We start from the raw sequence: 18,945 nt of genomic DNA on the forward strand, positions 1-18,945 counted from the left end.
GGGATGTTTTGTTTCAAATCTCAAATTATTTTACAAAGAATTTCGAATAATCAATGCGCTTTTATTCTCAATTTGCTCTTTTTTTCCTTGTAGAATCATTTGTGCAAGAATTTTTCCCATAGCTTCAAAATTGGTAGAAATGGTCGTAATTCCATTTTCTACAATCTTTTTCAATGGAGTTTCGTTATATGAAATAATACCGTAATCACTGCCTAATTTTAAGTTTTGAGACTTTGACTTTTCAATTACACTTACGAGGTCTCGATCCGTTGGAATGATGTAGACTTCTCCCTTTTTTATTTCTCTATTTTTAAAGTCGGGTGTTATTTCGTAGTTGAAATTGTGGTCTTTACAAAAATTTTCAAAACCTATTTTCATTCCTAATGGTTCTCGAAACCCAGGAAATATTAAGATAATTTTTTTGTATTTATTTAATTTTGATTTTCCTTTAAGTAAGCCATTGTAGATGTCTTTAAGGTGGTTTTGATATATCGCAGGATACAATTTTAAATCAGGATTTGTTTGGTCTAATATGTAAACATCGTTAACCGGTAGGGTTTTTATAACGGATGCTGCCTCCACTAAATTGGTTGGCATTATAATATATTTAGTATAGTTTCCATTGCTTTCATTTATTAGTTTTTTAAAAACTTGGATGTTAAAATGATGAAAAAAGATGTCAACTTGGGCCTCTTTTCCTATGTTTTCCAAGAAAGAGTTGTAGATGTCTTCTTTAAAGATATTTAGCTCTTCAAATAATAAGAAAATCCTTTGTTTAGTGCTTATTTCAGTGCTTTTTATGTAGTACCCTTTTCCGAGAATAGCATAGATTATTCCTCTTTTTTTCAATTCTTCATACGCCTGTAAAACAGTGTCGCGGGACAATGAGAATTCTAAGCATACTTTGTTTATAGAAGGTAATTTTTCATCTTTTTTTAGTTTGCCATCTTCAATAGTTTTTTCTATTGATGAGATGATCTGTTTGTATTTGGGTATCCCAAGATTGTTTTTAATGGAAATTGTTTTCATGAGACTGATTTTTTTTGCAATATACAAAAACTGGTAGGTACTGGTATGTAAAAGTGAATTATTATTCTAATTTTGATTTTTGATATTGATAAAAAAAGAATAGAAATAAAACACATATCATATTTTATGACTAATTATATAATGAAATTGTTTGGTTTAACAACTACCGAGGAGGTTATTGAGTCTTTTGATTTAAGTAACAAAAACGGTATGAAATTAACCGTTATAAACTATGGAGCTACCGTAGTCTCATTAAAAATGCCATTAAAAACTGGCGAAGTCATTGATGTTGTTTTAGGGTTCGATAATTTAGAAGCGTATCTAAAATCTTTTCAATTGAAAAGTCCTCCTTATTTTGGAGCAACAGTGGGGAGATTTGCTGGAAGAATAAATAACAGTTTATTTAATTTGAATGGGAAAGCATTTTTATTAAATAAAAATAACAATAATCATTCTCTTCATGGAGGTATTGAGAACTTTAGCCAAAAAATTTGGACTGTAGAAAATTGGACTGAAGGTAAAAACCCATCGATTACATTAAGTTGTTTAAGCCCTAATGGAGAAGAAAATTATCCTGGAGAGCTTGCGGTTAAGTTGACTTATACGGTATCGGAAGAAAATGAATTAATTATAGAATACCAAGCAAGTTCAAGTGAAGACACTATTGTGAATTTAGCACATCACAGTTATTTTAATCTTGATGGTCACAAATCAGACATATTAGAGCAAGAGTTAATAGTTAATTCTAAAAGAACTCTGGAAACTACAAATGAAAATATTCCAACAGGAAAATTTTTGAACATTGCCGGTTCTTCATTTGATTTTAGTAGTCCCAAAAAATGTCCATCGGAAATTGATACCACCTTTGTTTTGGATAATAAAGAGGAGTTTGCAGCTTCACTTTTCAACAAAAAGAATAGGCTAAAAATGACTGTTTATACAGATCAACCTGGAGTTCATATTTATGTTGGAGGCAATTGTTTTAATGAAGTAAAAGGCAAAGAAAATTGCGATTATCATCCTTTAAGTGGCATCTGTTTTGAAACACAAAATTTCCCAGATGCTCCAAATCACGAACATTTTCCAAGTTCAATTTTGAGAAAAGAAGAATTATATCATCATAAAACAATTTATAAATTTCAATCTTTTTAAAATGATTAAAATTATAAACAACATACTTTTTTTATTGCTAATTGTATTGGGTTTTTCTTCTGGAGAAATTCAAGCACAGTCACAATCAAAAATAAAATTAGATACGAATTGGAAATTTCAAAAAGGAGATTTTGAAGAGGCGTCAAAAATAAATTTTAATGATTCGAAATGGGAATCTGTAACTGTTCCACATGACTGGGCAATATACGGGCCATTTGATAAAAATGTAGATAAGCAGAGTGTTGCCATTGTTCAAAACGGAGAAAATGTAGCTACCGAAAAAACTGGGCGCACAGGAGCTTTACCTCACATAGGAACGGCCTGGTATCGCAATAAATTTACATTACCTAAAGATTCAAAAGGGAAGAAAATAATTTTACTTTTTGAAGGGGCAATGAGCGAACCTCAAGTGTATTTGAACGGAAAAAAAGTAGGAGAATGGGCGTATGGTTACAGTTATTTCTATTTTGATGTTTCCCAATTTGTAGAAGAAGGAGAGAACACTTTATCAGTAAAACTAACCAATAAAGAATTTGCTTCACGTTGGTATCCTGGTGCTGGTTTATATCGAAATGTAAGTGTTATTATAAAAAATAACGAAAGTATTGACCAATGGGGACAGTTTGTAACGACACCTTTTATAAATGACGAAGTTGCTAAAGTTAATATTAAGACAAAAACTTCTGGGGAAAACACCCGTTTAGTTACCACTATTTTTGACGCCGAAGGACATAAACTAAACTCTGAGGAGTCGACGATACAATTCGGAAATGAGTTTGATCAAAATATAAAAGTTGAAAATCCAAAATTATGGAGCCCTGAAACCCCTTATTTATATAAAGCGGTTTCCCAATTGTATGTTGGTAAAGAACTGAAAGATGTGATGTCAACTCCTTTTGGAATTCGAGAAATAAAATACGAACCCAATAAAGGATTTAGTCTAAATGGGAAGGTAACTAAATTTAAAGGCGTTTGTCTGCACCACGATCTTGGTCCACTAGGAGTTGCAGTAAATAAAGCTGCTTTGCGCAGACAAATGATGATATTAAAAGATATGGGTTGCAATGCGATCCGTAGTTCACACAATATGCCCTCTTTTGAACAACTGGAATTGGCTGATGAAATGGGTTTTTTGTTTTTGGCAGAGAGTTTTGATGAATGGGCAAAACCGAAAGTAGAGAATGGTTATCATCGTTTTTTTGAGGATTATGCCGAAAAAGACATCGTGAATTTGGTGCGTGCAACAAGAAATCATCCTTCTATTGTAATGTGGAGTGCTGGAAACGAAGTGCCTGATCAATGGGGAGAAGCAGGTGTAAAAAGAGCCAAATGGTTGCAAGAAATATTTCATAGAGAAGACCCAACACGCCCAGTAACTGTGGGTATGGATCAAGTAAAAGCGACTATGGAATCTGGTTTTGGAGCAGTGTTGGATGTTCCAGGTTTAAACTATCGTGTGCATTTATATGATGAAGCCTTTGCGAAATTTCCACAAGGTTTTATTTTAGGTTCAGAAACTGCTTCAACTGTAAGTTCTAGAGGGATTTATAAATTTCCTGTGGTTCAAGAAAAAATGAAGCAATATCCTGACTTTCAGTCTTCATCTTATGATTTAGAAGCGTGTAGCTGGTCTAATGTACCCGATGAAGATTTTGTTCTTCAAGATGATAAACCTTGGGTTATTGGTGAATTTGTTTGGACAGGTTTTGATTATTTGGGTGAACCTACACCTTATGATGAAAGCTGGCCGTCTCGAAGTTCTTATTTTGGAATTAACGATTTAGCGGGTTTACCTAAGGATCGCTATTATTTATACAGAAGCCGTTGGAATACGAAGGAATCAACTCTTCATATTTTGCCACATTGGAACTGGGAAGGCCGTGAAGGAGAAATTACTCCTGTTTTTGTCTATACGAACTACAACAGCGCGGAACTTTTTATAAATGGTAAAAGTATGGGAGTACAGAAAAAAGATAGCAGTACTCCACAAAACCGCTACCGTTTAATGTGGATGGATGTGAAATATGAGCCAGGAACGGTGAAAGTGGTGGCTTATGACGACAATGGAAAAGCCGTTGCTGAACAAGAAGTGAAAACTGCTGGTAAGCCATACCAAATAGTTTTAGACGCGGACAGAAAAACAATCACTGCTAATGGCGAAGATATATCTTTTGTCACCGTATCAGTAGTTGATAAAAATGGAATTCCGTGCCCTACGGCAACAAACCAATTAAAATTTAAAGTTACAGGAGCGGGTACTTACAGGGCGGCTTGTAATGGGGATGCTACTTCGCTCGAAATGTTTCATAAAGATACTATGAAACTTTTTAGTGGAAAGTTAGTAGTACTTGTAAAATCGACAACAACAGCTGGGGATGTAAAGCTCGAAGTAAATGGAGCAGGGCTTAAGAGTGGTAAATTAAATTTAGTATCTACAAAATAAATAAAAAGTCGAAGCAAGAATTGCAGTGATACCTTATAAAGAGAAGGATTTTAAAAGGGAAAAAGTGGTTCAAGCCTCGAAAACTAATACAGTTAAGAATAATAATTTCAAAATAATGAATGATATTTTAATTAAAAATACTACCAATTTTTTTCAGGAAACCTTTGGTTCAACTGCAGAAAAAATTGTGCTTTCTCCAGGAAGGATTAATATTATTGGAGAACATATTGATTATAATGATGGTTATGTTTTGCCAGCGGCAATTGATAAAATTATTTGTTTTGCTTTCGAGAAAAACAATACAAATCAATCAAGAATAGTTGCAATTGATCTTAATGATGAATTTGAAATTAACCTTGCAGATTCAGTTGAATTGACCGACAATGTTTGGACTAATTATGTGAGAGGGGTTATCAATCAATTGAAAATAAAAGGTTTTGAGTTTGAAGGTTTCAACTGTGTTTTTAGCAGTAATATTCCAGTTGGTTCTGGGTTATCATCCTCTGCAGCTTTAGAGTGTGGTTTTTTATTTGGACTAAATGAACTTTTTAATTTGGATATAAAACCAGTTGATATGGCGCTAATGGGGCAAAGTGCTGAACATTGGGTAGGGATTAATTGTGGAATCATGGATCAATTTTCTAGTGTGATGGGTTTAGAAAATAAGGTAATAAAAATTGATTGCAAAACATTGGAATACGAATATCATAATGCTGATTTTAATGATTATTCTTTGATTTTATTTGATTCAAATGTGAAGCATTCCTTAATGACATCGGCATATAATGAAAGAAGAGAACAGTGTGAAGAAGGGATTGCAATTGTGAAAAATAATTTTCCTGAGATATCAAGTTTTAGAGATTGTACAGAGCAACATATTTTAGGATTACAAAATGTAATGAGTCCTAATGTTTTTAAAAGAAGTCTTTTTGTAGTAAAAGAAATCAATCGGGTTATCCTAGCATGTGAAGCATTAGACAAAGGAAATATTGAAACTCTTGGGAAGTTAATGTTTGAAACACATGAAGGATTGTCGTCAGATTATGAAGTAAGTTGTGCTGAACTAGACATGATTGTCAATACCCTTAAAAACGAGGAAGCAGTTGTAGGTTCTCGATTAATGGGTGGTGGTTTTGGCGGCTGCACCATTAACTTAATTAAAAAAGGACATGAAGACCGAATCAAAAAGGAGCTTTCGGCACTTTATTTTGAGACTTTTGGAATAGAATTAAAAATTTATGATGTAAAAATCGGAAACGGAACAACACTTTATAAAAACAATTAGAATGAAAAATTTTGATATCAACGAAGATCCGCACAGACGCTATAATCCATTAATCAACGAATGGGTTTTGGTTTCGCCACACCGTGCTAAACGTCCTTGGCAAGGTCAAAATGAAAAAGTCACCTCAGATTCTTTGCCAGAATATGACCCAACTTGTTACTTGTGTCCAGGAAATGTGCGTGCGAATGGAGAAGTAAATCCATCGTATGAAAATGCCTTTGTTTTTGAAAATGATTTTGCCGCTTTAAAGCAAGAAGAGATTGCTTTTGAAGAAAACAAAAACAACACTTTTTTTAAAGCACAACCGGAAAGAGGTATTTCTCGTGTGGTTTGTTTTTCACCAACACACAATTTGACATTGCCTGAAATGGAAGTGGAAGGTATTGAAAACATTATTCATACTTGGCAAAAAGAATATACGGATTTAGGTGCTGTAGATTACATCAATCACGTTCAAATTTTTGAAAATAAAGGAAGTGTTATGGGATGCAGTAACCCGCATCCGCATGGACAAATTTGGGCACAATCCTCTTTACCAACAGAAGTAGAGAAAACGCAAAATAATTTAAAAGGGTATTTAGACAAAAACGGAAGTAATTTATTGCAGGATTATTTGCAAGAAGAGCTAAAACTAAATGAGCGTATTGTAATCGAGAATGATCATTTTGTAGCATTGGTTCCTTTTTGGGCTATTTGGCCTTATGAAACAATGATTATCAGTAAACGTCATTTGACAAAAATTACTGATTTTACAACTGATGAGGTAACTGGTTTTGCATCCATTTTAAAACTATTAACAATTAAATACGACAATCTTTTTGAAACGTCATTCCCTTATTCCTCAGGAATTCATCAAGCTCCAACTGATGGTGAGGAACATCCAGAATGGCAATTTCATATGCATTTTTACCCACCATTATTACGTTCTGCAACCGTAAAAAAATTCATGGTAGGATATGAAATGATGGGAGAATCACAAAGAGATATTACCCCTGAAAAAAGTGCGGAACTTCTGAAAAACCAATCAGAAGTTCATTATAAGACGCGCCTATAGTAAAAAAATCTTTTAAAATATACACTTAAAAATTGAATTAGAGCTCAATTTAAATTTCCTTCTTTTTAAGTAGGGTTGCAAAACTTTTGTGTTTTTTTTTAAGAATGATTAAGCAAAAAAAAAAAAATTATTAACCAACCAATTATTAAAAACATGAATTTATGAAAACCATGAAGAACGTAAATCAGATGTTAAGGATTAAAACTTTCTTAACTTCTAAACTCACTTTATCTCTTTTTATTTTGATTTCTTGTATTAGTTTGCAAGCTCAAAATACGATAAAGGGATCTGTTATAGATCAAAAGACATCTCAAACTATTATTGGAGCTTCTGTACTTGTCAAAGGGACTACCAATAGTACCATGACTGATGTTGATGGAAATTATGTATTAAATGTAAGTGATTCTAATGTAACCTTAGTATTCTCTTACATTGGATATGGTAAAGTGGAAGAGGCTGTTAAAGGCAGAAAAATCGTTAATGTAGTATTAAATGAAGAAAATAACACTTTAGATGAAGTTGTTATTATTGGATATGGTACTATCAAGAAAAGTGATATGACTGGAGCTGTTGGAGGCTTAAAAGCATCACAATTAGACGCTCAAAGTAACACGAATTTAGGTAGTGCAATTCAGGGAAAAATTGCTGGTGTAACAGTAGAATCAGGTGGAGGTGCTCCAGGTTCTGGAACTAAAATCCAGATTAGAGGAGCTGGATCATTAAACAATAATAATCCGTTGATTTTAGTTGATGATATTGCAGTAGCATCAATGAATAATTTGAATCCAAATGACATTGAGTCTATTCAAGTATTGAAAGATGCATCTGCTGCCGCCATTTATGGGTCTAGAGCTGCAAATGGGGTTATTTTAATTACAACAAAGAGTGGTAAAAAGGGAGATATGAAAGTATCTTTCAATTCTTCTTTTGGGTCTGCAAGCGTAGCTAAAAAGTTAGATTTGTTAAATCAAGAGGAATGGGCAAAAGTAAGTACTGCGGCCTATACCGCAGCAGGAAAACAGCCGTTGGATATTGCTCTAAACCCAGAAGTTTCGGGTGCAGGTATAAACTGGCAAAATGAAATATTCAGAACGGCTCCAACTAAAAATTACTCATTGGGACTTTCAGGAGGTTCTGATAATGTGAAGTATAGTATGTCATTAAGCTACTTTAATCAAGAAGGAGTTGTTAAAGAGACTAATTATGACCGTGTTAATTTAAGAGTTAAATCGGATTATAAAAAAGGGATCTTTAAAATTGGTGAAACAGTAATGTTGACCAAAGAAAAAAGAAAAGATTTACCAGGTGTTCCTGGACAAGGAAGAAATGTTGTAGGATCAGCAATATCAATGATTCCTGGTTTTGCCATTTATGACGAAAACGCCATCGGAGGTTATGGAGGTGCATCTGGTTCAGTAACGGATATATTTAATCCAGTTGCTGCTTTGAATCTTTTTGATGTAAAGAATGATTATTACCAAGCATTGATAAACACTTATGCTGAAGCAAGTTTTTTTGATGGTTTTAAATATAAGTTAAACGTAGGGGCAACTATTTCTGAGCATAAAGCTTATAATTATACACCTCGTTACGAAGTGGGTGGTTTCTTTAAGAATTTAAAGAATACTTTAGCTGAAGGAAGTGATATGAATCAGTATTATCAAATAGAAAATACGTTGAATTATTCTAAAACTTTTGGAAAACATTCTGTAAATTTATTAGTTGGACATACGGTTTATGAAAATAAATTTCGTTCAATTTCAGGTTCAGTTTCAGGATTACCTGATGGTATTTATGTTCTTGCTGGAGCAGAAGATCCTTCAATTGTTGGTTTAGCAAGTGAAAGTAAATTAATGTCTTTCCTTGGTCGTGCTATTTATTCATATGACAATAAATATATTTTTACTGCAACATTTAGACGTGATGGTTCTTCTCGTTTTAGCCCAGAAAACAAATGGGGGAATTTCCCATCTATTTCTGCAGCTTGGGGAATTGGAAAAGAAGATTTTTTCACCAAGTTAAACTTACCTGTATCTGAGTTAAAATTACGTGCTAGTTATGGTGTATTAGGGAATCAAGAAATTGGAGACTACCAGTATCTTGGTTTGATTTCTCCAGGAATCAGCTATGCAGTGGGCGAGCCAAATTCATTATGGATTGGTAATATTCAACAAGAATATCCTGCAATTGGTTTAAAATGGGAATCAACTGCAACTGCAAATGTAGGGGTTGATTTGTCAATGTGGAATGGTCAATTAGACTTTACTGCTGATTACTTTGAAAAAAATACGACAGATTTACTTTTGCGTGTGCCAATTCCATTGTCAGTAGGTTCTAGCAATGACCCTTATACGAATGCTGGTAAAGTGTCTAACAAAGGTTTTGAATTAGGATTGACTTATAATAAAAAAGTAGGAGAAGTTAATTTCTCTGTTTCTTCTAATATTTCTAGTGTAAAAAATCGTGTAGAAGATTTAAGTACAGGAAGTCAAATTCTAGCAGGTTCTAGTGGATCATTCCACGGAGCAGCAGTAACGTATAGTAAAGTAGGATATCCTATTTATTCTTTTTTTCTTGTTAAAACGGATGGTTTATTCAGATCTCAAGAAGAAATTGATGCTTATACTTTAAATGGAAATCCAATCCAACCAAGAGCACAAGTAGGAGATATAAAATATGTTGACTTTAATGGTGATGGGCAAATTGATGGTGCTGATAGACAGTATAGAGGAAGTGCTTTCCCAGATTTTGAATATGGTTTACGTCTTACAGCTGATTGGAAAGGAATTGACTTTACAATAGCAGCTCAAGGGACGCAAGGAAATATGATTTATAATGGTAATAATACGGATATCGCTACTGTAAGATCAAACATTAATTATTCTAGTGCAACTTTAAACTCTTATACATTTAATCCAAATTCAAATTTCCCAAGATTGGACATTGACGATTTAAATGATAATGGAGCAGACTATTCTGATCGTTTTCTTGAAAACGGTTCTTACTTTAGAATCAAAACGGTCCAAGTTGGGTATACTATCCCGAATAGCTTAAGTCAAAAATTAGCGATTGACAGATGCCGATTATATGTTGCCGGAGACAACTTGCATACTTTTACTAAGTATACAGGATATAATCCAGATGTTTCAAGTGATGGACTTGGAGGTAGAGGGATAGATTATAAATCTTATCCGTTAAGCAAGACAATTACATTTGGAATTCAACTTAACTTTTAAATCGACAAAAATGAAAAAGAAATTAATCATAGTATTTTTTATGGGTGGACTTGTAACGCTAAGTTCTTGTTCAGACAACCTTGAATTTGGGAACCCAAATAAATTAACAACAGAATCTTTCTGGCAAACACCAGCCGATCTGGAGTCTGGATTAGCTACGGTATATAATACATTAGTAGATAATAATAATGCAGGGTATTGGGAAATTCAAGCCATGCAATTAAAAGAGAATAGAACAGAAAACTTTATTGCTAGAAATGACGTTCCTGGACGTTTTGCAGTTGCTACTTATAAAAATAGTCCTAGTACGGCAGAAACTACAGGGATGTTTAAAGCAATGTACATAGGGATATTTCGTGCCAATCAGGTGATAAATTATGCTCCACAAATCAAAAATATTGATGAAACTAAAAGAGCGCAATTAGTTGCCGAAGCTAGTTTTTTAAGAGGATTGAATTATTTTAATTTAGTAATTGAATTTGGAAGTGTGCCAATATTTACTGATTTAGTAAAAGACCCATCCGATTACTTTAAAGAAAAGTCGACTGAAGATGAAGTTTGGAACCAAATAATTGCTGATTTTCAATTAGCAGCTACTAGTCCGTTACCAGAAATATATCCTGCGGCTTTAAAAGGGAGAGTAACTAAAAATACTGCTATTGCTTATCTTGGAAAAGCGTATTTATATAGAAAAGAGTGGGCAAAAGCCGAAGAGCAATTTGCTAAATTAGTAAATAACGAAGGGACAAATGGATACGGTCTTTTGGATGATTATGCTCAATTATTTGATGGTAAGCATGAGAACAGTAAAGAATCTGTATTTGAAATTCAGTTTAGTAGAGTAGGTGGAGCAACTATTTGGGGAGGAGAACCAGCACAAAGAACTAGAGCTACAACAATGGCTCAAGAATGTGCTCCTGGTGAAGTAGGTGGATGGTTTGAGTTATTGCCTTCAAAAACATTATTGAATGCACTGACCAAAGAGAAAACGGTAGATGGAGGTTTTGATCCAAGAGCGACGGCTACTTTGGCATGGAACTACCCAGGAAGCATGTATTATAATGCTGATTTTGCAACAAAATTTGGAGCAAATGCTATTTGGATTAGAAAAAATCAAAACTGGTGGAATAACGATGAAGGAGATTGGAAATCAGAATTGAATGAATACGCTATGCGTTATGCCGATGTACTTTTAATGCTTGCTGAAGCGCAAACTATGCAAGGAAAAGTGGCAAGTGCAATCCCTTTAGTTAAAAGAATTAGAGACAGAGCGAAGCTAACTAGCATTGTAATGACAGGATGGACTCAAACTCAAATGATGGATGAAATTATGCATCAAAGAAATGTTGAATTTGCTCGTGAAGGACTTCACTGGTATGATTTAAGAAGATGGGGTACATTAGAAAAAGTGATTAAAGAAAGTTTAAGAGAAGGCTACAATAATTACTCAGCCAAATACAATTACTTTCCTATTCCAGAAAGTGAATTAAACAATAATCCTAAGATGACTCAAAATGCCAATTGGTAATAGAGTACAATAATTAGTTCTCGGGTGTTATTATTTTATAAAAAAAACGGCTACAGAAGTTTAATGGTTTAATGATGTAGCAAATTTTGATACTAAATGAAATTTGGGATGTTGTTGAAAAACGTTTTTAATCCATTTATTGGATAGAGACATTGGCTTACACTGTTAAAAAACAAAATAGAGCTAAAATTAATGTCAAAATAATCACACCCAATAACTGATAAGAATAAATAGTGACAGATGGTTAATTGCAGTAGTACTGCAATTAATCATTTGTGCTATTTTTAAACAAAACAGGGTTCCTTTACTTTTATAATGCAAGCCAATTCATTGTAAATTAAAGAACTAAATGAGAAAATAGTTACCTAAAAAAATAGTGAATATGAAAAAAAGAACAATTTTAACTAGCATTTTTGCTGTTATATCTTTAATTGTCTTTGCCCAGGAAAAACCAAGTCGCAATGACTGGGAAAACCCTGAAGTATTTCAGATTAATCGTGAGCCAGCTAGAGCTGCATTTTTACCTTTTGCAGATGAAGCATCAGCAATTGCGGATGACTATACTCGTTCACCATGGTATATGAGTTTAGACGGGAAATGGAAGTTTAATTGGTCTCCTACACCGGATGAAAGACCAAAAGATTTCTTTAAACCCGATTTTAATACGACCAACTGGAAAGAGATTGGAGTGCCTTCCAACTGGGAATTAGTGGGATATGGAATTCCTATTTATACTAATATTACGTATCCATTTGTCAAAAATCCACCATTCATTGATCATGCCGATAATCCTGTTGGGTCTTACCGCCGTACTTTCGAGTTGCCAGAAAACTGGGACGGACGTCGTGTTTACCTTCATTTTGAAGCGGGAACATCTGCCATGTATATTTGGATAAATGGAGAAAAAGTGGGCTACAGCCAGAATACTAAAAGCCCAACTGAATTTGATATTACGAAGTATGTAAAAGCAGGCGTAAATCAGGTTGCCGTTGAGGTCTATCGTTGGAGCGATGGGTCTTATTTAGAAGATCAAGATTTTTGGCGCCTATCTGGAATTGACAGAGACGTTTATCTTTATAGTACAGCAAATACGCGTATTGCTGATTTCTTTGCTCGTCCTGATCTTGACGCTACTTATAAAAACGGAAGTTTATCTGTAGATATTAAACTTAAAAATACCAATTCGGTTGCCAAGAACAATCAAACTGTTGTAGCTAAATTAGTTGATGCTACAGGAAAAGAAGTTTTTGTAAAAACAATTAAAATGAATTTAGGTGCCAATGCGGCTTCATCAACCACGTTTGTACAAAATGTTAGTTCCCCTAAATTATGGAATAATGAAACACCTAACCTTTATACTTTAGTACTTACGTTAAAGGATGAAAACGGCAAATTTGTAGAAACGGTTGCCACTTCTATCGGTTTTAGAAAAGTAGAATTGAAGAACGGACAATTATTAGTTAATGGCATCCGAATCATGGTTCACGGGGTGAATATTCATGAGCATAACCCAAAAACCGGTCATTATCAAGATAAAGAAACCATGATGAAGGACATCAAGTTAATGAAACAACTAAACATTAATGCGGTGCGTTGCAGCCATTATCCAAATAATTTATTGTGGGTAAAACTGTGCAATAAATATGGTTTGTTTTTAGTTGACGAGGCGAATATTGAAACGCATGGAATGGGAGCTGAACTTCAAGGTTCATTTGATAAAACAAAGCATCCAGCGTATCTCCCAGAATGGAAAGCAGCTCATATGGATCGTATTTATAGCTTAGTGGAGCGCGATAAAAATCAACCTTCGGTTATTCTATGGTCACTAGGTAATGAATGTGGAAATGGACCTGTGTTTCACGAGGCTTACGAATGGATAAAAAATAGAGATAAAACGAGATTAGTTCAATTTGAGCAAGCTGGGGAACAAGAAAACACTGATGTTGTTTGTCCAATGTATCCAAGTATGGAATATATGAAGGAATATGCTAATCGCAAAGATGTAAAACGTCCTTTCATCATGTGCGAGTATTCACATGCAATGGGTAACAGTAACGGTAACTTTCAAGAGTATTGGGACATTATTCACAGTAGTATTAACATGCAAGGTGGATTCATCTGGGATTGGGTTGATCAAGGCTTTGAACAAACAGATGAAGCTGGTAGAAAATACTGGGCTTATGGTGGTGATATGGGAGGTCAAAACTACACTAACGACGAGAATTTTTGTCATAATGGATTGGTTTGGCCAGATCGCACGCCGCACCCTGGTGCTTTTGAAGTAAAAAAAGTGTATCAAGACATACTTTTCAAGGGGATAAATTTAGAGAAAGGAATTATCGAAGTCGAAAATGGTTTTGGTTATACTAATCTTGATAAATACCTTTTCAAATATGAAGTTTTGAAAAATGGGTTAGTTATAAAATCAGGTGTAATTAATATTAGTCTTGCTCCACAATCTAAAAAACAAGTTCAAATTGAATTGCCAAAACTAAATGCAGAAGATGGAGTTGAGTATCTTTTAAATGTTTTTGCGTATACAAAAGAAGGTACTGAATTATTACCTCAAAATTTTGAAATCGCAAGGGAGCAATTTTCTATAGGAGAAAGCAAGTATTTTGCTAAAGTTGTAAATGCTAGTACAAATGCAACAGTTAAAGACACTAAGGATGCGATTACTTTAAGTGCAAATGGGGTTGAAGTAACCATAAATAAAAAAACGGGTTTAATGCAGAAATATACATCTGGAGAGGAAAATTATTTTAATCAAATGCCTGTTCCTAATTTCTGGCGAGCACCAACAGATAATGATTTTGGTAACTACATGCAGGTAAGTAGTAATGTATGGAGAACTGTGGGAAGATTCAGTAGTTTGAATAGCATTGAAGTCAAAGAAGTGTCTGGTAAAACAACTGTTGTAGCACATCTTTTCTTGAAAGATATTGCTTCGACCTATACGATTACTTACACTATGGATGCCGATGGAAGCTTAACATTACAAAATTCATTCAAAGCCGGAGATAACCCATTATCTGAAATGCCTCGTTTTGGGATGTTATTCTCACTAAAAAAAGAGTTGGATAACTTTAGTTATTATGGAAGAGGTCCTTGGGAAAATTATCAAGATAGGAATACATCTTCTTTGAAAGGAATTTACGAAAGCAAAGTTGCTGATCAATATGTTCCTTATACTCGTCCTCAAGAAAATGGATATAAAACAGATATTCGCTGGATAACGTTGACAAATAACTCTGGAAACGGAATTGAGATTCAAGGCTTGCAACCACTAGGAGTTAGTGCTTTGAATAATTATCCTGAAGATTTTGATGCAGGTTTAACCAAAAAATACCGTCATACAAATGATATTACTCCACGTAATGAAGTGGTAATTTGTGTAGATTTAGCACAACGAGGTCTTGGAGGAGACAATAGCTGGGGTGCTATACCACACGAACAATACCAATTGAGAAACAAAGAATATAGTTACGGTTTCGTTATTAAGCCAATAAAAAAATAAATAGATTAGCAGTCCTATTTTATATGTTGTAAAATAGGACTGCTATATAATCGAAACTGTTGCAAGAGGTTGCTACTTAAAATAATTATTATGAAAGAAAAATTAAAATGCTGTTTCCATTTAAAAGGTGTTTTTACATTGTTTTTTATGTTTGGCGCAATTAGTTTATGGGCCCAGAAAGTGACAATACCTATTGCTACTAATAGCAATATGATGCTGTTGCAAACAGATAATGACAACCGTTTGATGACCGTTTATTTTGGTAAACCACTTGAAAACGAAAATGAATTCGCAGCGGTTTCAGCTGGATATAATTATGATTATTCTAATCAGGGAATTTACAATTCAGCATATACACCATCTGGTACTTGGAATCTTAGTGAACCAGCAATCCAGGTCAAACATGCTGATGGAAACACTTCTTTAGAACTGAAATATGTAAGTCATAAAACGGAAAAAATTGACGCTAATAGCGCTCTTACAAGTATCGTTCTTAAAGATCCCGTTTATCCATTTGAGGTAACTTTGTTTTATAAAGTTTGGCCAAAGGAAAATGTAATCGAACAATGGACTGAAATAAAACACAATGAAAAGAAAGCGGTATTGTTACAAAAATACGCTTCGGCAAATTTATTTTTTGGAGGAAAAAACTTCTATCTCACCAGTTTTCAAGGAGAATATCTAAAAGAAATGCAACCTGCGGAGACTAAGCTTGTACAAGGAATGAGATCTCTGGACAGCAAATTGGGAACTAGAGCGATGCTTACGCAAAGTCCTAATTTTATGGTCTCGTTTGGAAAACCTGCATCAGAAAATGAAGGAACGGTATTGCTAGGACAATTAGCTTGGAGTAGTAATTTTAAATTGGAATTTGAAGTCGACTCTAATAAAAATCTTAGGCTAATTGCAGGAATCAATCCTTTTGCTTCGGAATATTTATTGGCTCCAAATGTAGTTTTTAAAACGCCTTCTTTAATTTATGTGCTTTCAAATCATGGAACAGGAGATGCTAGTAGGAATTTACACGATTGGGCAAGAAAATATAGAGTTTTAGATGGCGAAGGAGAACGACTTACCTTGTTGAACAATTGGGAAGCTACCTACTTTGATTTTGATGAAAATAAAATAAAAGACTTATTTAAAGACGCTAAAGACTTGGGTGTCGATATGTTCTTGTTAGACGACGGTTGGTTTGGAAATAAATATCCAAGAAATGGTGACAATGCTGGGCTTGGTGATTGGCAAGAAAATAAAAAGAAATTACCAAGTGGCTTAGGTTATTTGGTTAAAGAAGCCAAAAAAGAAGGGGTGAAATTCGGTATTTGGATAGAGCCTGAAATGGTAAATCCTAAAAGTGAGTTGTATGAAAAACATTTAGATTGGGTAATTCGTCAACCAGAAAGACCTGAGATTTATTATAGAAACCAACTTGTTTTAGATTTGTCAAATCCCGAAGTACAGGACTTTGTATTTGGTGTTGTAGATGATTTATTTGTAAAAAATCCCGAATTAGCCTTTATAAAATGGGATTGTAATGCGACAATTTATAACGCTTATTCGGCATATCTTAATAAAAAGGGATTGCCACAATCTAATTTGTACGTTGATTATACTAAAGGATTGTATAAAGTACTACAGCGGATTAGAGCTAAATACCCAAAAGTGCCAATGATGTTATGCTCTGGCGGAGGTGGTCGTGGCGATTATGAATTCTTGAAGTATTTTACAGAATTTTGGCCTACGGATGATACGGAACCTTTAGAAAGAATATTTGTTCAATGGGATTATTCCTATTTCTTTCCTTCGATTACAACTTGCAACCACGTAACGGATTGGGGTAAACAACCACTAAAATTTAGAGTTGATGTGGCTAGTATGGGAAAATTAGGTTTTGATATTGTAGCAAGCAAATTAAATCCCGATGATAAAACATTTTGCAAACAAGCTATTTCAAATTACAATTCATTTAAAGATGTCGTTTGGCATGGAGATATGTTTCGTTTGGTTAATCCTCATGAAAATGATATCGCAGCGTTAATGTATGTAAATCCAGAGAAAAGCAAAGCTGTCGTTTTTAATTACTTAGTGAATAATAGGTTTAGTATTACAGCAACTGAGCGACCAGTTGTATTAAACGGTTTGGATCCAAAGAAAAAATATACGGTAAAAGAAATTAACCTGTTTCCAGGAACAACATCCTCAATTGCTTCTGACAAGGTGTATAGTGGTGATTTCTTGATGAAAGCAGGGATCAATCCAAATGTGAATTTGAGAAGAACAAGTGTAGTTCTTGAAATAACAGAAGTGAAATAAAATTTAGAAAAAGCATATTATAAAATTGTAAAATATGAAAATACTAGTTACTGGCGGATTAGGATTTATTGGTTCGCATACTGTTGTTGAATTACAAAATGAAGGTTTTGAAGTTGTCATTATCGATAATCTTTCTAATGCTACTGAGGATGTTTTAAATGGTATAGTTGCTATAACAGGTAAAAAGCCCCTTTTTGAAAAGTTAGATTTAAGAGAAAAAATAGCTGTTCAAGATTTTTTTAAAAGACATCCTGATGTTGTTGGCGTAATTCATTTTGCGGCATCAAAAGCAGTAGGTGAAAGTGTGGGGAATCCTTTATTGTATTATGAAAATAACATAAGTTCGTTAATCTATTTGCTTCAGGAATTGCAACAAAAAGAAGAGTCACATTTTATATTTAGTTCTTCGTGTACTGTCTATGGTCAAGCAGATGTAATGCCTATTAATGAAAACGCATCAGTTAAGCCCGCCATGTCTCCTTATGGGAACACCAAACAAATTGGGGAAGAAATCATCACTGATGTTACAAAAGTAAGTGGTATAACTGCTATTTTGTTGCGTTATTTTAATCCTATTGGGGCGCACCCATCAATCGAAATTGGTGAATTACCCGTTGGAGTACCACAAAACTTAGTCCCTTTTATCACACAAACTGGAATGGGTTTGAGAAAAGAACTTTCGGTTTATGGGGATGATTACCCAACTGTTGATGGTACTTGCGTTCGGGATTATATCCACGTTGTTGACCTAGCTAAAGCACATGTTATTGCTTTGCAACGATTAGTAAACAAAAAAAATTCGGCTAAAATAGAAACGTTTAATCTGGGGACAGGAACTGGAAGCTCGGTTTTGGAGGTGATTCAAGCATTCGAAAAAGTAAGCGGTCAAAAATTGCCTTATACCATTGTTGGTAGAAGAGAAGGAGACGTTGTTTCGGCTTATGCCAATACAGATAAAGCAAATACTATTCTTGGATGGAAAACACAAGCTACACTTGAAGAAGGGATAGCAAGTGCTTGGAAATGGGAGCAGAAGATCAGGAATAAAAACTAATAATAGTGATTGTGTCATTTATAACAAGATACAATCAACATAAAAATAAATTATAAAACATTGTATTATAGTTGTTTACGGAATAATAAAATAAAATTTAACAGATTCATCTGTAATAAATGTAAAAAACACATTTATAAACTATGTAAATAAATATTTTTATTTTACTTTTGACTTTCATAATTTCATAAAATATCAATTAAATTAAAACACATATCACATTTTATAACTAATTCTGTAATGGATTTCTATAAATTATTGTAGATATGCAAAATGATTTATAAATAGGAACTATTTATAAAAAAGAAAAATAGCACAGGACAATAACCGTATG

General features: G+C 33.9%; 10 protein-coding genes. 9 read left to right on the forward strand and 1 reads right to left on the reverse strand.

Translation table 11 applies throughout. The annotated features are described in order from the left end of the window. Positions 1 to 30: 30 nt before the first annotated feature. Positions 31 to 1,029 (reverse strand): GntR family transcriptional regulator, encoded by a 999-nt coding sequence (locus AB3G39_RS03385; protein WP_367755762.1) that lies wholly within the window; start codon positions 1,027 to 1,029, stop codon positions 31 to 33. 126 nt (positions 1,030 to 1,155) lie between these two features. On the opposite strand from AB3G39_RS03385, the gene AB3G39_RS03390 reads away from it, so the two are divergent. From AB3G39_RS03390 to galE, 9 genes are all read left to right on the forward strand, one after another. Beyond that, entirely contained in the window at positions 1,156 to 2,181 is a 1,026-nt protein-coding gene (locus tag AB3G39_RS03390; RefSeq protein WP_367772438.1) for an aldose epimerase family protein, read from the forward strand. A gap of 1 nt (position 2,182) precedes the next feature. Beyond that, complete coding sequence (locus tag AB3G39_RS03395; protein ID WP_369769685.1) at positions 2,183 to 4,624, forward strand: DUF4982 domain-containing protein; 2,442 nt, start codon at positions 2,183 to 2,185, stop codon at positions 4,622 to 4,624. Between the two features lie 115 nt (positions 4,625 to 4,739). Then, the gene (gene galK, locus AB3G39_RS03400) at positions 4,740 to 5,909 is read left to right on the forward strand and encodes a galactokinase (RefSeq protein ID WP_369752709.1); all 1,170 of its coding nucleotides are present in this window, start codon (positions 4,740 to 4,742) and stop codon (positions 5,907 to 5,909) included. Between the two features lies 1 nt (position 5,910). Then, positions 5,911 to 6,963: a galactose-1-phosphate uridylyltransferase gene (gene galT, locus AB3G39_RS03405; protein WP_369766024.1), complete on the forward strand. Its 1,053-nt coding sequence runs from the start codon at positions 5,911 to 5,913 to the stop codon at positions 6,961 to 6,963. 161 nt (positions 6,964 to 7,124) lie between these two features. Further along, on the forward strand, positions 7,125 to 10,199 hold the full coding sequence (locus AB3G39_RS03410; protein ID WP_367772430.1) for a SusC/RagA family TonB-linked outer membrane protein: 3,075 nt from the start codon (positions 7,125 to 7,127) through the stop codon (positions 10,197 to 10,199). A 10-nt stretch (positions 10,200 to 10,209) separates the two neighbouring features. Then, a complete protein-coding gene (locus AB3G39_RS03415; protein ID WP_369766025.1) occupies positions 10,210 to 11,727 on the forward strand; it encodes a RagB/SusD family nutrient uptake outer membrane protein in 1,518 nt (505 codons plus the stop codon). Between the two features lie 382 nt (positions 11,728 to 12,109). Continuing rightward, positions 12,110 to 15,244, forward strand: a complete 3,135-nt coding sequence (locus tag AB3G39_RS03420; RefSeq protein WP_369766026.1) for a glycoside hydrolase family 2 TIM barrel-domain containing protein — start codon at positions 12,110 to 12,112, stop codon at positions 15,242 to 15,244. Between the two features lie 90 nt (positions 15,245 to 15,334). Further along, complete coding sequence (locus AB3G39_RS03425; RefSeq protein ID WP_367772425.1) at positions 15,335 to 17,557, forward strand: alpha-galactosidase; 2,223 nt, start codon at positions 15,335 to 15,337, stop codon at positions 17,555 to 17,557. A 34-nt stretch (positions 17,558 to 17,591) separates the two neighbouring features. Next, a complete protein-coding gene (gene galE, locus AB3G39_RS03430; protein WP_369769686.1) occupies positions 17,592 to 18,611 on the forward strand; it encodes a UDP-glucose 4-epimerase GalE in 1,020 nt (339 codons plus the stop codon). Positions 18,612 to 18,945: the final 334 nt, after the last annotated feature.

The sequence above is a fragment of the Flavobacterium sp. WC2416 genome (genome assembly GCF_041200095.1).
GTDB lineage: Bacteria > Bacteroidota > Bacteroidia > Flavobacteriales > Flavobacteriaceae > Flavobacterium.

Coding starts and splice junctions, on each gene's coding strand:
- AB3G39_RS03390 (WP_367772438.1), top strand. CDS start 1,156: ATGACTAATTATATAATGAAATTGTTTGGTTTAACAACTACCGAGGAG.
- AB3G39_RS03395 (WP_369769685.1), top strand. CDS start 2,183: ATGATTAAAATTATAAACAACATACTTTTTTTATTGCTAATTGTATTG.
- AB3G39_RS03410 (WP_367772430.1), top strand. CDS start 7,125: ATGAAAACCATGAAGAACGTAAATCAGATGTTAAGGATTAAAACTTTC.
- AB3G39_RS03415 (WP_369766025.1), top strand. CDS start 10,210: ATGAAAAAGAAATTAATCATAGTATTTTTTATGGGTGGACTTGTAACG.
- galK (WP_369752709.1), top strand. CDS start 4,740: ATGAATGATATTTTAATTAAAAATACTACCAATTTTTTTCAGGAAACC.
- AB3G39_RS03420 (WP_369766026.1), top strand. CDS start 12,110: ATGAAAAAAAGAACAATTTTAACTAGCATTTTTGCTGTTATATCTTTA.
- AB3G39_RS03385 (WP_367755762.1), bottom strand. CDS start 1,029: ATGAAAACAATTTCCATTAAAAACAATCTTGGGATACCCAAATACAAA.
- AB3G39_RS03425 (WP_367772425.1), top strand. CDS start 15,335: ATGAAAGAAAAATTAAAATGCTGTTTCCATTTAAAAGGTGTTTTTACA.
- galT (WP_369766024.1), top strand. CDS start 5,911: ATGAAAAATTTTGATATCAACGAAGATCCGCACAGACGCTATAATCCA.
- galE (WP_369769686.1), top strand. CDS start 17,592: ATGAAAATACTAGTTACTGGCGGATTAGGATTTATTGGTTCGCATACT.